Here is a 14,062-nt window from a genome sequence, read left to right on the forward strand (position 1 = left end):
TACCGTCGTCGGACTTGCACGTCCAGTCACCGAACATTCGATGACAGAGCGAGACTAGCTACCTGAACCGACGGAAACAAGGCCGTGGAATTCTCTAGGAAACGTCCCGCAAATGAAAGGGATCGGTCCTGCTGGCCACCAAAACATCAGCTGTTTTTAGGGCTTTCTTCATTCTTTCTGAATGGTAAGTAGGGGAAGCCCTATTGCGTCGTCGGACCTTTCTGGTTTTTCCCTTCGCCCGCCAATCGCTCCGGTTTGCGACTTAACATCTCGCCTGCTATTTACGTAAAGGGACTACGTCATGCAGGAAAGCGACCTCTACACAGCAATCATGCGAAGCCAGTCTGAACTCCAGCGCAATGGCGTCGATTTCGGCTCGACGTCCAGCATGACGTTTCATTTGGGAAACATGATGACAAGCTGCCCGGCAGTCATGGTTTTACCTAACTCGCCAGGATGGACTCATGGTGCCAGTTACACGTTGCTCCGGCCCATTCAGGCGGAATCAACGGCGCCTGACACCACTGTTGACGACCTGTGGAAATGCACGCAGCAACACTACGGCCTGACGGCGGCAACGGTTCTCACTGGCGCGGCAGGCATACCGATCAGCAAAATCGCCGTGGGGACTTGGGTCCACGTCGGCTCAAGCAAAACGACAAATTTGGCTAGCCTCATTGGAATGCGCTTTTTCCCTCGAACATTGATCCGGCAACCGACAGCGGCCAAGATGGCAAAAGCAACGTTCGGCACCGTTCGAGTATTTGGCATTATTGGGCGGGGCATTCCCTTCGTTGCTGCAGGGTTGGCTATTTTTGACCTGATCAGTATTGGTAAGTGTGCCTATGAGGCGAGAAATGGAAGGTAGTCTGACCCGAACCGAGATAAGCGAAAAAGTGATTCAGCTGTTCGTCGATATCATCGGCTTTATCGACCGAAGCCAGGTGACCGAGCAAACGGATTTCATCCATGACTTCAAGATCATTGATGACGACCTGACCTGCTTCGTTATGCAGATTAAGTGGCAATTCAACCTGCAAGCGACTCAGGAAGACTGGGATCACATTACGACCATTAAGCAGATTGTCGATCTGATTGTTCAGCGCTCAAGCCTTCGGTGAAGCAACTGACGCCATCGCAGGCAAGCCAGCTCCCACAGTAGATCGCATCCAGCCCTGGCGACTCGGTCAAATGTGGGAGCTGGCTTGCCTGCGATGGCGGTATATCAGCCACCACTTTTTGCTCGTTCCCACGCTCCGCGTGGGAATGCCTCCGGTGACGCTCTGCGTCACGACTTCAAGAGCGGACGCAGAGCGTCCTGGGCTGCATTTCCACGCAGAGCGTGGGAGCGATCGGTGTCAGGTGGTTTTTCCCTCCAACTGCCCCAACGGCACCCGCCGTTCTATCGCACTCGACAAAATAATCGAGGTCTTGCTGAACCCGAACTTCGCCACGCGGTTAATCAAATTCTCCAGCTCCGGCATCGAACCCACCGCCGCTTGCATGATCACGCATGGGTCGCCCGTGACCCGATGGCATTCAGTCAGTTCGGGGATTTCAGCGAGGGCGTCGTAGACCTTCTGGCTGCCGTTGTTGGTCAAGCGCAATTCGATCGTGCATTGGATGGGTAAGCCGATTTTGGACAGGTCTACCTTGGCCTGATACCCGGTGATCACGCCGCTGGCCTCAAGTTTGGCCACGCGCTCGGCCACGGCGGGCGCGGAGAGGTTAACTGTGCGGGCCAATTGCGCGTAGGACGCGCGGCCGTCTTCGAGCAGGGCGCTGAGGAGCATGCGGTCGTATTTGTCCATGATAAGGCTCCAGTAACGCGTGGCTTTCGAAAGCACGGTTTATAGCCTTCACAACCATGCTTTGAAAAGTGTATGGGCGCTTTAAACAGGTTTTGTAACTTATGTTTAGCGTGCTGCCTTTTTAGAATAAGCCTCCCCTCTCCTGCCATAGAGCCGCCCAATGCCTGGCCCACGTCGCTTTCCGTTACCGCTGATCGCCGCTTTTTTTGCGCTGTATGTGATTTGGGGTTCTACCTACCTGGTGATTCGAATCGGCGTTGAATACTGGCCGCCGCTGATGCTCGGCGGGATTCGCTTTTTGGTGGCGGGTTTGGTGATGTATGGCTTTTTGCGCTGGCGCGGGGCACCTGCGCCGACGTGGGTGCAGTGGAAGGCTGCGGCCAAGATCGGCATTTTGCTGCTGACCTTCGGCAATGGCGCGGTGTCGGTGGCTGAGCACACGGGGGTTACTTCAGGTGTGGCTGCATTGGCGGTGGCGACGGTGCCATTGTTCACGTTGCTGTGCGGCTATTTCTGGGGCGCGCGTAATACCCGCCTGGAATGGGCCGGGGTGGTGCTGGGGATTATCGGCATTGCCATGCTCAATATGGGTTCCAACCTGCAGTCGAGCCCGACCGGGGCGATGTTGTTGCTGTTCGCCGCTGCCTCCTGGGCTTTTGGCTCGGTGTGGAGCAGGCACTTGCCGTTACCTGCCGGCGCGATGGCCAGTGCGGCGGAAATGATCGTCGCCGGTGCCTTGCTGTTGGTGGGCAGTGCGCTCTCCGGCGAACGGCTGCAGGCTGTGCCGCCGATTGAAGGCTGGCTGGCGTTGGCGTACTTGGCCGTGTTCGGCTCGATCATCGCCTTCAATGCCTATATGTACCTGCTCAAGCACGTGCGCCCGGCGGCGGCGACCAGCTATGCCTATGTGAACCCGGCCGTCGCAGTGTTACTGGGCATTGTGTTCGTCGGTGAGACCATCGGCATGGAAGAAGCCCTGGCGATGCTGGTGATCATCAGCGCGGTGCTATTGATCAGCCTGCCCCAGTGGCGCAAGCCCAGGCCGGAAATAAGGTAAACTGCGGCGCATTACGGCTTTTTTTACCCGCTTATGGCGCTGAACTTTCCCTACGGTAAACACATGACTTTCGCCACACTTGGCCTGATCGAACCCTTGCTGCGCGCCCTTGAGACGCTTGGCTACCAGACCCCGACGCCGGTGCAGGCGCAAGCCATTCCGGCGGTGTTGGCCGGTCGCGACCTGATGGCCGCGGCCCAGACCGGCACCGGCAAAACCGCGGGTTTCGCCCTGCCGCTCCTGCAATTGCTGACCATGGAAGGGCCGAAAGTCGCCGCCAACTCGGCGCGTGCGCTGATCCTGTGCCCGACCCGTGAGCTGGCCGAGCAGGTTCACGCCAGCGTCGCCGAGTACGCGCAGCACCTGCCGCTGACCACTTACGCGGTGTACGGCGGCGTGAGCATCAACCCGCAGATGATGAAACTGCGCAAGGGCGTCGACATCCTGGTGGCCACGCCTGGCCGCCTGATCGACCTGTTCCGCCAGAACGCGCTGAAGCTCAACCAGCTGCAAACCCTGGTATTGGATGAAGCCGACCGCATGCTCGACCTGGGCTTCTCCGAAGAGCTGGCGAACATCTACCGCATGTTGCCAAAAAAGCGCCAGACCTTGCTGTTCTCCGCGACCTTCTCCGATGAGATCCGCCTGCTGGCCGGGCAGATGCTCAATGACCCGCTGAGCATTGAAGTGAGCCCGCGCAACGTCGCCGCCAGCACCGTGAAGCAGTGGGTGGTGCCGGTGGACAAGAAGCGCAAGCCGGAGCTGTTTGTGCACCTGATGCGCAAAGGCCGTTGGAAGCAGGTGCTGGTGTTTGCCAAGACTCGTAACGGCGTGGATGCGCTGGTGGACAAGTTGCAGGGCCTGGGCATCAATGCCGACGGTATCCATGGCGACAAACCCCAAGCCACCCGCCAACGCGCGCTGGACCGGTTCAAGTCCAGCGATGTGCAAATTCTGGTAGCCACCGACGTGGCGGCCCGTGGTCTGGACATTGAAGACCTGCCGCTGGTGGTCAACTTTGACCTGCCGATCGTGGCTGAAGACTACATCCACCGTATCGGCCGTACTGGCCGGGCGGGCAACACCGGTGAGGCGATTTCGCTGGTGTGTGCCGATGAAGTGAACATGCTGTCGGCCATCGAGATGCTCACACGTCAGACCCTGACCCGCAAGATGGAGCCGGATTTCGAACCGGAGCACCGCGTGCCGGACACCGATGCTAGCGGGCAGGTGGTGAAGAAGCCGAAAAAGCCGAAGAAACCTAAGACTTCGGGCGGCGGTGGCGGCAAGCGTAATTTGGGTAAGTGGGTGGACAGTGGTGATGTGGCGCCGGCTGAGCCGTCGATCAAGCCAGTGCGTAAAGTGCCGGTGTTCAACACTGGGCCGCGCAAGAAGAAGTAAGTCTGTCAGGGCCTCATCGCAGGCAAGCCAGCTCCCACATTTGACGGTGTTCACCGCTCAAAATGTGGGAGCTGGCTTGCCTGCGATAGCGACTTGAACTCAGCGCTTAAGCCACTCCAGCACACCACGCCCAGCCGCTCGCCCACTGGCAAAACACCCCGTCAGCAAATACCCGCCGGTCGGCGCTTCCCAATCCAGCATCTCCCCCGCACAGAACACGCCTGGCAATTGCTTGAGCATCAGCCGCTCATCCAGCGCTTCAAACGGCACGCCGCCCGCCGTGCTGATCGCCTCATCCATCGGCCGTGTCTTTACCAGTGTCAGTGGCAACGCCTTGATATCCACCGCCAATTGCGCCGGATCATGGAAGTGCTCAGCTGGCGCCAGTTCACGCAACAGCGCCGCCTTCACGCCATCAAGCCCCAACTGACTGTGCAAATGCTTGCTCATCGAGCGCGAGCCACGGGGCTTGGCCAAGGCGGCTTGCACCTTGTCCAGCGGCTTGCTCGGCAACAGATCAATATGCACAGTGGCTGAGCCGTCACGGTTGATCGCTTCGCGAATCGGCGCCGACAGCGCGTAGATCAAACTGCCCTCGATGCCCATGGCGGTGACGACGCATTCGCCCAGTCGAGGCTTGTCCTCCCCAAGGCCGATGGCGACGTTCTTCAGCGGCGCGCCCGCGAATTTGCTGACCATCAACTCGCTCCAGCCCGACACTTCGAAGCCGCAATTGCTCGGTTGTAGCGCGGCGTAGGGCACGCCTTTATCTTCCAGCAACTTGAGCCAGGCACCGTCGGAGCCCAAACGCGACCAGCTGCCGCCACCCAAGGCCAGCAACACCGCGTCGCTGTGGACAGTTTTATCGCCGTCCGGGCTGTGGATAAGTAAACCGCCGTCGTCGGTCCAGCCCAGCCAGCGATGCCGGGTGTGGATAACCACGCCCTGGTCGCGCAGGCGCTTGAGCCAGGCGCGCAGCAGTGGGGCGGCTTTCATGTCGGTGGGGAATACACGGCCGGAGGTGCCGACAAAGGTCTCGATACCCAGGCCATGAATCCACTCGCACAAAGCCTCTGCGCCAAACGCGCGCAACAACGGCGCCATGTGCGGCGCGTGTTCGGCGTAACGCGACAGGAACGCCGGGTACGCCTCGGAGTGGGTGATGTTCATGCCGCCCACGCCGGCCAGCAGGAACTTGCGCCCCACTGAAGGCATGCCGTCGTACACGTCTACCCGCACGCCCGCCTGGCTCAAGACTTCCGCGGCCATCAACCCGGCAGGGCCGCCGCCGATAATAGTGACGTGTTGGGAAGGGGTCTGGGGCATGGGCAGGGCTACGGTCGCTTGAATAGGCCGAGCATTCTACCCGACGACGGCGTAGCTGCCTGATCAAAAAACGTACACTTTCCTACACGCCATACGGCTGCCGGCTTTCAGACCCTTACGCTCAAGTTATCCACAGGCCGTTCCACAGGCATTGTGGGTAACGCCCACAACTCAATGACAACCTGATGACGCCCACACCCGTTGTGCGCTGTGGTGCAGGATGCCGTGGCGGCGGGCCAGGGCCGGGCGGTCTTTGCTGTAGCCGCCGCCGATCACGCCCATCACTGGAATGTCGCGGCCCAGGCAATGGCGCATCACGCTTTCATCGCGGGCGGCCACGCCTGCGTCTGTCAGTTTGAGGTAACCGAGGGCGTCGTCCTTGTGCACGTCCACCCCGGCGTCGTACAGCACCAGGTCGGGCTGGTACAGCGGCAACAGGTAGTTGAGCGCGTCGTCGACCACCTTGAGGTAGTCGGCATCGCCCATGCCCATGGGCAGCGGGATGTCCCAGTCGCTCTGGGCCTTGCGCGCCGGGAAGTTCTTTTCGCAGTGCAGCGACACGGTGATGGCGTCCGGTGTGTCATGGAGGATGCGCGCAGTGCCGTCGCCCTGATGCACGTCGCAGTCGAAGATCAGCACGCGGTTGACCCGCCCGCTGGCCAGCAGGTAATGGCTGATCACCGCCAGGTCATTGAAGATGCAAAAGCCCGCCGGGTAGTCGTAATGGGCGTGGTGCGTGCCGCCCGCCAGGTGGCAGGCCAGGCCGTGTTCCAGGGCTTTTTCTGCTGCGAGAATTGAGCCGCCAACTGCACGCACGGTGCGCCGCGCCAGGGCTTCGTTCCAGGGCAGGCCGAGGCGGCGTTGGTCTTCGCGGGACAGCTCACCGCTCATGTAGCGCTCGATATACCCAGGTTCATGGGCCAGGGCCAGAATCTCGGCGGGGCAGACCTCGGGTCGCAGCAAGTGGCTGTCCTGGGTCAGGCCGCTGCTCACCAGGTGGTCACGCAACAGGCGGAACTTGTCCATGGGGAACCGGTGGTCCGCCGGGAACTCAGGGCTGTAGTCATCGTGGTAGATCAATGGCAAAGGCATGGGATTTTCTGACGGGAACCTGCGACGGATCTTACCAGCGCTGTACACTCACGCACATGGCAAGGGAGGGGGACCCATGGAGCCGATACTGGAATTGGAAAGCGCACGGCTGGTGCTGCGCCAATGGCGTGACAGCGACCTGACGGAATTTGCACGCATGTGCGCCGACCCGCAGGTAATGCGCTATTTCCCGGCCAAGCTGAGCCACCTGGAAAGCGCCGCGCTGATCGGCCGTATTCGCGGGCATTTTGCCGAATATGGCTTTGGCCTTTGGGCCTTGCAGCGTAAGGATACCGGCGAATTTATCGGCCTGACCGGGCTGCTAAACGTCAACTTCGAGGCCAACTTTACCCCAGCGGTAGAAATTGGCTGGCGCCTGGCCCACGAGCATTGGGGCCTGGGTTATGCCAGTGAAGCGGCGTGGACCGCGCTGCGCTGTGGTTTCGACCGGCTGCAGCTGGACGAAATCCTCGCCTTCACCACCGAATCCAATCTGCCATCACAAAAAGTCATGCAGGCCATCGGTATGCATTACGATCCGCAGGCAGATTTTGAACACCCCAAGGTCGCAGCCGATGACCCGCTGCGCCATCATGTGTTGTACCGCATCACCCGCGCCCAATGGTTGGACACGCTGCACGGATAAGCAGCCCGGAATGCCCTATTGATTGTAGGAGTTGCTCTATGAGCCAAGTATTGGAAGATCTGGTGGACTTGCTGACCCTGGAACCGATCGAGGAAAATCTCTTTCGCGGCCGCAGCCAGGACCTGGGCTTTCGCCAACTGTTCGGCGGCCAAGTGCTGGGCCAGTCGCTGTCGGCCGCCAGCCAGACCGTAGAAGAAGCGCGTCACGTGCATTCCCTGCATGGCTATTTCCTGCGCCCTGGCGATGCTGCACTGCCAGTGGTGTATTCGGTGGACCGCGTGCGCGATGGCGGCAGTTTCAGCACGCGCCGCGTCACGGCGATCCAGAAGGGCAACCCGATTTTCACCTGCACCACCTCGTTCCAGTATGACGAAGAAGGCTTCGAGCACCAGACCACCATGCCCGTGGTCGTCGGCCCGGAAAACCTGCCGTCGGAGCTGGAGCTGACCAAGCAACGCGCGCACCTGATCCCCGAACACATGCGCGACAAGCTGCTGTGCCCCAAGCCGATCGAAGTGCGCCCGGTGACCGAAAAAGACCCGTTCAACCCGCAGCCGTCCGACCCGGTCAAGTACGTGTGGTTTCGTGCGGACGGCGCATTGGCCGATTCGCCGGCGCTGCATAAATACCTGCTGGCCTATGCTTCGGATTTCGGCTTGCTGACGACCTCGCTGCTGCCCCACGGCAAGACGGTTTGGCAGAAAGACATGCAGGTCGCCAGCCTTGACCATGCGCTGTGGTTCCACGCCGACCTGCGCGCCGATGACTGGCTTTTGTATGCGATGGACAGCCCGTGGGCCGGTAACTCACGGGGTTTCTCCCGTGGCAGCGTGTACAACCGCGCCGGGCAACTGGTGGCTTCGGTGACCCAGGAAGGGCTGATTCGCCATCGCAAGGATTGGGCATGAGCCTGTCGGACGTTAAGCACTGGGTTTTTGACATGGACGGCACCCTCACGGTGGCCGTGCATGATTTTGTGGCGATTCGCGTGGCGCTCGATATTCCACCTGAAGACGACATTCTCACGCACCTGGCGGCATTGCCTGCGGATGTGGCGGCGGCCAAGCATGCCTGGTTGCTTGAGCACGAGCGCGAGCTGGCTGTGGGGTCGGTTGCTGCTGTTGGCGCGGTGCAGCTGGTGCGCGAGCTGGCCGGGCGGGGTTATCGCCTGGGCATCCTGACGCGCAATGCGCGCGAGTTGGCGCATATCACCCTTGAAGCGATTGGCCTGGCGGACTGCTTTGCCGTCGAGGATGTGCTGGGGCGTGATGATGCGCCGCCCAAGCCGGATCCGGGTGGGTTGCTGAAACTGGCGACTGCCTGGAAGGTAGCGCCGAGCGCGATGGTGATGGTTGGGGATTACCGCTTTGACCTGGTTTGTGGCCGGGCGGCGGGGACCAGGACGGTATTGGTTAATCTGCCCGAGAACCCGTGGCCGGAATTGGCGGATTGGCATGCTGAGGATTGCGCGGCGTTGCGCCGAATGCTCTAACCCAGGCACCTTGGTCGGGCTTGTGTGGCAGTTGAGCTTGTGTGGGAGCTGGCTTGCCTGCGATAGCATCACCTCGCTATGCCTGTTAGACCGAGGTGTCTGCATCGCAGGCAAGCCAGCTCCCACACAAGCCAGCTCCCACATGTTTGATCCGGTTTTGTCAGTTACTTACCGAACAGCACCTGCTCACCCTCAGGCGACGTAAACATCTTATCGCCGTCGTGCCCAACCCCTGGCACTTCCACCAGCTTCTGCGTCAGTTGCGGATGGCGCTGCTTGAGGTAGTCGAAATAGTTGTGCCCGCGAATCAGGCGATACGCGCCCTGGGTTTCGGCTTCGCAGCTTTTATCCAGCGCCGGGTGGTTGGGGTCGGTGTCTTGCTGGCCCAGCAGGTAGGTGATGTTGCGTGATACGTAAACCTGCTCCAACTGCTGCGCGCTCTGGCCCTTGGCGTAATCCGGCAGATTTTGCATGCCGTACTTCCAGTCGTTGAAGCCTGGGCAACTGGCCACATCAAACTTCACCGGGCGTTGCGGGCTGAAGTAGGCGTAGGACGACGGGTTAGCCACCACATAACGCAGGCTGATGCCTTCGGTTTGCAACATCGGGTGGTCGTGGTCGGTGAGGGCGAAACGCTGCACCACCTGGCCGCCGCCGGAATGGCCGGCTACCACGATTTCTTTCAAGGCCGGGAACAGCTTGCGGTTGCCCAGGTGCTTGATGATCTGGTCGAGGGCGCCGTAGGAGCTGATGTGGCCTGGGCCGGTCGACGGGTCGCCGGCCATCCAGCCGTTGTGGTTCCAGCGCAGCACCTGATTGTCGAGGTGGTTGCGCTGGGTATCCAACTCATTCAAAAACTGCGGCGCGATCACCAGGGTATTGGCGGCAAGGCCTGCGTGTTGGGCGGCATCTTCGCCGCTTTGCAGGTAGGTCTGCGCATTGCGCAGGCGACCGTGCACGATGATCAATGCGCGAGTGACGTTGGGCAGCGGCTGGCGCCAGTCCTGGCTCAAGCCCAGGCTCAAGGCGCCGGCTTCCAGTTGGAAACGATCGGGGCTGACCACCTTGACGCCATGTTCTTTCTCGGCGGCCCAGGTGGTGGTGGAACACATCGCTAATGCGCTAAGCAGCAACCCCAATCGTTTGTTCATTTAAAGACTCTTGGCTGTAAAGGTGTCGCATTGAGAGATCTGGCCCTCTGCGAAGCCGGTCTTGAACCAGCGAACCCGCTGTGCCGAGGTGCCGTGGGTAAACGAGTCCGGCACTACGCGCCCTTGACCCTGTTGCTGCAAACGGTCATCGCCGATGGCGTTGGCCGCATTCAGTGCGGCTTCAATATCGCCGGGCTCCAGCCAGTTCAGGCGTTTTTGCGCGCGGTTGGCCCACACGCCGGCGAAACAGTCGGCTTGCAGTTCCTGGCGTACCAGTAAACCGCCGTCACCTTCCATCTGCCGGCCTTGCTGGCGTGCGGCCTGGATCTTGGCCGAGATGCCCAGCAGCGTTTGCACGTGGTGCCCGACTTCGTGGGCGATCACATATGCCTGGGCGAACTCGCCCGAAGCCTTGAAGCGTTGCGACATCTCCCGGAAGAAATCCAGGTCCAGATACACTTGCTGGTCGGCCGGGCAGTAGAACGGGCCGCTGGCCGAGGTGGCGCCACCGCAGGCGGAGTTGACCCGGCCACGGAACAGAATCAGTTTCGGGTTCTTGTAGGCCAACCCGTTTTCCTTGAACACCTGGCCCCAGGTGTCTTCCGTGTCGCCCAGCACGGCGCGCACGAAATCGGCCTGTTGATCATTGGCCGGCGGCGCCTGGCGCGCCTGCGTACTCGCCGGGGGCGCTTGCTCCATTTGGCCGCTTAGCTGGCCGAGGATCTGCATCGGGTCCTGGCCGGTCAGCCAGCCGATGCCGACGATCAGCACGATCGCCGTGAGGCTCAGGCCTTTGCCGCCGCCAAAGCGCATGCCGCCACCGCCGCCGCCACCACTGTCATCGCGGGCGTCCACCACGTTGTCGCTGCGTCGGCCTTTTTTCCATAGCATGGGTGCAGTCCTCTCGTTAAGCCTGCGCTCTTTATTTTAAGAGCAGTGTTGTTGGTGCAGGGGCATGGCGCCAGCCCGGCTGTCTGACAAGCAACGAGAGCTGCCTAGTATCGCTGCTGTCAGGCCGTGTCGGCAGGGGCGCCAGATGAAAGTTATGTCAGGTTTGCCGCCTCAGTCGCGGCAGTAGCCTTCGCCGGTGTCGACGATCAGGCAGTCTTTTTTATCTGCCAGCCATTTAAGGCCCGTGGCTTCACCGTCGCCGGCGCTCAGCTGTTGCGGGCCGTCCGGGCGGGTGAAACTGATGCCGTCTTCATTGGCTTCGCCTTTGAAGGTGCCGGCGTCGTCGGCATCAAGGCCGTATTTCATGGTCAGCAGGTAGTGCCCACGGCCGATGCTGTCGTCCTTGGCGATGGTCAGGTTCAGGCCTTCGACGCCGATCCATTTGCCGACCCATTTATCGGTCGGTGGGTTTGCCGGTACCAGCGTGGCTTGCACGGAAGCGGGGGCGGGTTTTGGGGCTTCCTTGGGTTCCTTGTTGCACGCGGTGAGCAGGGCAAGGGCAGAAAGAACAAAGAGTGTTTTTTTCATAGCGACATGGCCTTGGTTGAAAAATGTGCAACACGACGGTGAACGTGCAGCGTTGGACTCGAAACCCGTGATTTAGTGCGCTGTTCGCACGGTGTTTGGTTATGCTCTTGGGGCAGACGCAAGCCCGGCTGCTAGATTACCGGGTTAAGTGCAAATGCGTTCAGCCCGCCATGCAAGAGAATTCAATGACTGTCAGCACACCGCTTTCCGGCGTCAACCATCCTTTCAAAGGCATCCTGCTGATTGTGCTGGCGACGTTTCTGTTCTCCAGCCACGACGCCTTGTCCAAATACCTGGCCGGGTTCTACCCGATTGTGATGGTGGTGTGGGCGCGTTACTTGGTGCACACCTTGCTGATGGCCGGGATTTTCCTGCCGCAATCCGGCTTGCGGGTGCTGCGCAGCAAGCGGCCGGGCATGCAGGTGGTGAGGGCGTTGTGCCTGCTGGGCACGAGTCTGTTTTTTACCGCGGCGCTGCATTATATCCCGTTGGCGGAAGCCACGGCGGTGAACTTCCTGGCGCCGATCCTGGTGACGGCGCTGTCGGTGCCCTTGCTCGGCGAGCACGTCACGCGTGGCCAATGGCTGGCGGTGATCTGCGGGTTTGTCGGTGTGCTGATCATCATCCACCCCGGTGGCGAGTTGTTCACGCCTGCGGTGTTGCTGCCGCTGTGTTCGGCGATGTTCTTCTGTTTCTACCAATTGCTCACGCGCATCCTCAGCCAATACGACACACCGACCACCAGCAACTTCTTCGCCGGGCTGTGCAATACCTTGGTGATGAGCGCGCTGGTGCCGTTCTTCTGGCAGGTCCCGACGTTGTGGCATGCCTGTTTGATGCTGGCGCTGGGCACTTGCGGCATGACCGCGCACTTGATGCTGACCCAGGCGTTCCGCTTCGCGGCGCCAGCCTTGCTGGCACCGTTTGGCTATTGCCAGATCGTGTTTGCGGGATTGTTGGGTTGGTTGGTGTTCAGCCATACCCCCGACGTGACCACGGTGGTCGGCATCGGGGTGATCTGCATGAGCGGGCTGGCCGCTGCCTGGCAGCAGCGGCGGCGGTGAGTTACACGTCGACTGTGGGAATCTTGCGCGGCGCCATGAAGTACATCCAGGTCAGCGCAATGAAATACATCGCCGGGATCAGGGTGAACAACACGGTGTAGTTGTTGTTGGTCACGGTAAGGATGTGCCCGACGACCTGGGTCATGAACATGCCGCCGATGGCCGCGCACATGCCGCCGAAACCGAACACCGTGCTCATCATGTGCTTGGGCGTGTAGTCCATCACCAGGCTCCAGATATTGGCAGTCCAGGCCTGATGCGCGCCGATCGCCAGGGAAATGGCGAACACTGCAACCCACAGCTGGCTGGAACCGGCAGCCATGATCACGCCAACGATGCAGCAGGCAAACAGCAGCATCGACAACAGCCGCGCCTTGATCGCATTCATCCCGCGGCCGATCAGGAATGACGACAGGATCCCGCCACCCACACTGCCGAAGTCGGCGGTGAGGTAAATGATGATCAGCGGGATGCCCATCTGGGTCACGTTGATGCCCAGGTTGTATTGCTGGTTCAGGAACGGCGGCAGCCAATACAGGTAGAACCAGAACACCGGCGCGGTCATGGCGTAGGCGAGGGCGAAGGCCCAGGTGCCGCGCATGCGCAGGATGCGGCTGAACGGAACGCTTGGCTGCTCCGGTTCGGCTTCCTGTTGCACGTAGTCCAATTCGGATTGTTTGGCGGTCGGATGGTCTTCCGGGTTGTAGTACTTCAACCCCCAGAACACCAGCCAGATCGCGCCGAGTGCCGACATGCACAGGAACGCCGCCTGCCAGCCCCACACGTGCAGGATCAGCGGCAGCAGCATTGGGGTCATCATCGCGCCGACGTTGGTGCCGGCGTTGAAGATGCCGGTGGCCACTGCGCGCTCACCGGCCGGGAACCACAAACGCGTGGTCTTGACGCACGCCGGGTAGTTGGCGGCTTCGGTCAGGCCGAGGATAAAGCGGCAGACCATAAAGCCCACCGCCGAGGTGGCCAGGCCGTGGGCGCCGGTGGCCAGGCTCCACAGCAGCACGGCGCAGAAGAACACGCGCTTCACGCCCACACGGTCAATCAGCCGGCCTTGCAGCACAAAACCGATGGCATAACCGACCTGGAACCAGAAGTTGATGTTGGCGTAGTCCATCGCCGTCCAGCTCATCTCTTTGGCCAGGATCGGTTGCATCACGCCCAGGGCGGCGCGGTCGATGTAGTTCAGGGTGGTGGCGAAGAACACCAGGGCCAGCATGCCCCAGCGCGTTTTACCCACGGCCATGGCGCCACGGATCTTGTCGCCGATGCCGGCGTGCGGGTTGCCCGGGCGCGCGGCCAGAGCGGAGTTTTGCGAAGGCATGAGGTCGTACCCGTTTTTGAAATTTTTATGGTGTGTTCTGGGTCTTGGTGCAGGTTCGATGGTGCGCAGTGGTTAAAAAGTCGTCAATTCGCCAACAGGGCATAGTGTTCGGTAATCGCACGAAAAACTAACCGGTTCGTACATTTTAATTGCTGGGTGTAGGCTAGGGGCCAATAATTTGCTGCAAATAAAAACTGCCGGGAGTCG

The 14,062-nt window shown here is 60.7% G+C and carries 15 protein-coding genes; 8 read left to right on the forward strand and 7 right to left on the reverse strand.

All coding sequences use genetic code 11. The features are described 5' to 3' along the window. Positions 1-301: 301 nt before the first annotated feature. Both AB4P96_RS05890 and AB4P96_RS05895 read left to right on the forward strand, forming a co-directional pair. Positions 302-868, forward strand: a complete 567-nt coding sequence (locus tag AB4P96_RS05890) for a hypothetical protein (protein ID WP_017139346.1) — start codon at positions 302-304, stop codon at positions 866-868. Further along, positions 858-1,121 (forward strand): hypothetical protein, encoded by a 264-nt coding sequence (locus AB4P96_RS05895; protein WP_017139345.1) that lies wholly within the window; start codon positions 858-860, stop codon positions 1,119-1,121. The genes AB4P96_RS05890 and AB4P96_RS05895 overlap by 11 nt, the downstream gene beginning before the upstream one ends. A 237-nt stretch (positions 1,122-1,358) precedes the next feature. Here AB4P96_RS05895 and AB4P96_RS05900 read toward each other — a convergent pair whose 3' ends face one another. Further along, complete coding sequence (locus AB4P96_RS05900) at positions 1,359-1,811, reverse strand: Lrp/AsnC family transcriptional regulator (RefSeq protein WP_017139344.1); 453 nt, start codon at positions 1,809-1,811, stop codon at positions 1,359-1,361. A 160-nt stretch (positions 1,812-1,971) separates the two neighbouring features. Between AB4P96_RS05900 and yedA the strand changes: the two genes are divergently transcribed. Together yedA and AB4P96_RS05910 are read left to right on the forward strand one after the other, a co-directional pair. After that, positions 1,972-2,868: a drug/metabolite exporter YedA gene (yedA, locus tag AB4P96_RS05905; protein ID WP_099547604.1), complete on the forward strand. Its 897-nt coding sequence runs from the start codon at positions 1,972-1,974 to the stop codon at positions 2,866-2,868. 63 nt (positions 2,869-2,931) lie between these two features. Continuing rightward, complete coding sequence (locus AB4P96_RS05910) at positions 2,932-4,269, forward strand: DEAD/DEAH box helicase (RefSeq protein WP_169987354.1); 1,338 nt, start codon at positions 2,932-2,934, stop codon at positions 4,267-4,269. A gap of 99 nt (positions 4,270-4,368) precedes the next feature. Here AB4P96_RS05910 and AB4P96_RS05915 read toward each other — a convergent pair whose 3' ends face one another. Both AB4P96_RS05915 and AB4P96_RS05920 read right to left on the reverse strand, forming a co-directional pair. Then, positions 4,369-5,595, reverse strand: coding sequence for a TIGR03862 family flavoprotein (locus AB4P96_RS05915; RefSeq protein ID WP_395600603.1), 1,227 nt, complete (start codon positions 5,593-5,595; stop codon positions 4,369-4,371). Positions 5,596-5,766: 171 nt separating this feature from the next. Then, positions 5,767-6,687: a histone deacetylase gene (locus tag AB4P96_RS05920; RefSeq protein ID WP_099547605.1), complete on the reverse strand. Its 921-nt coding sequence runs from the start codon at positions 6,685-6,687 to the stop codon at positions 5,767-5,769. Positions 6,688-6,763: 76 nt separating this feature from the next. Between AB4P96_RS05920 and AB4P96_RS05925 the strand changes: the two genes are divergently transcribed. The 3 genes from AB4P96_RS05925 to AB4P96_RS05935 are packed head-to-tail and all read left to right on the forward strand — an operon-like array spanning position 6,764 to position 8,825. Beyond that, positions 6,764-7,333, forward strand: a complete 570-nt coding sequence (locus tag AB4P96_RS05925; protein ID WP_017139339.1) for a GNAT family N-acetyltransferase — start codon at positions 6,764-6,766, stop codon at positions 7,331-7,333. A gap of 38 nt (positions 7,334-7,371) precedes the next feature. Then, positions 7,372-8,241 (forward strand): acyl-CoA thioesterase II, encoded by an 870-nt coding sequence (tesB, locus tag AB4P96_RS05930; protein WP_017139338.1) that lies wholly within the window; start codon positions 7,372-7,374, stop codon positions 8,239-8,241. Beyond that, the gene (locus AB4P96_RS05935; protein ID WP_017139337.1) at positions 8,238-8,825 is read left to right on the forward strand and encodes an HAD family hydrolase; all 588 of its coding nucleotides are present in this window, start codon (positions 8,238-8,240) and stop codon (positions 8,823-8,825) included. Before tesB ends, AB4P96_RS05935 begins: the two co-directional genes overlap by 4 nt. Positions 8,826-8,989: 164 nt before the next feature. Here AB4P96_RS05935 and AB4P96_RS05940 read toward each other — a convergent pair whose 3' ends face one another. The 3 genes from AB4P96_RS05940 to AB4P96_RS05950 all read right to left on the reverse strand — a co-directional run bounded on the left by AB4P96_RS05940 (position 8,990) and on the right by AB4P96_RS05950 (position 11,455). After that, the gene (locus tag AB4P96_RS05940; protein WP_395600604.1) at positions 8,990-9,976 is read right to left on the reverse strand and encodes an alpha/beta hydrolase; all 987 of its coding nucleotides are present in this window, start codon (positions 9,974-9,976) and stop codon (positions 8,990-8,992) included. Further along, positions 9,977-10,867 carry a neutral zinc metallopeptidase gene (locus AB4P96_RS05945; protein ID WP_099547607.1) on the reverse strand — a complete coding sequence of 297 codons (891 nt, stop codon included), beginning with the start codon at positions 10,865-10,867 and terminating at the stop codon, positions 9,977-9,979. It lies immediately after the preceding gene. A 171-nt stretch (positions 10,868-11,038) separates the two neighbouring features. Continuing rightward, complete coding sequence (locus AB4P96_RS05950; protein ID WP_017139334.1) at positions 11,039-11,455, reverse strand: membrane lipoprotein lipid attachment site-containing protein; 417 nt, start codon at positions 11,453-11,455, stop codon at positions 11,039-11,041. 185 nt (positions 11,456-11,640) lie between these two features. Between AB4P96_RS05950 and AB4P96_RS05955 the strand changes: the two genes are divergently transcribed. Beyond that, positions 11,641-12,519, forward strand: coding sequence for a DMT family transporter (locus AB4P96_RS05955; RefSeq protein WP_017139333.1), 879 nt, complete (start codon positions 11,641-11,643; stop codon positions 12,517-12,519). Between the two features lies 1 nt (position 12,520). Here the strand turns inward: AB4P96_RS05955 and AB4P96_RS05960 are convergent, their stop codons facing one another. Next, positions 12,521-13,855 carry an MFS transporter gene (locus AB4P96_RS05960; RefSeq protein WP_017139332.1) on the reverse strand — a complete coding sequence of 445 codons (1,335 nt, stop codon included), beginning with the start codon at positions 13,853-13,855 and terminating at the stop codon, positions 12,521-12,523. Positions 13,856-14,062 lie beyond the last annotated feature (207 nt).

This window comes from Pseudomonas sp. B19125 (genome assembly GCF_044218855.1).
Classification (GTDB): Bacteria; Pseudomonadota; Gammaproteobacteria; order Pseudomonadales; family Pseudomonadaceae; genus Aquipseudomonas; species Aquipseudomonas edaphica.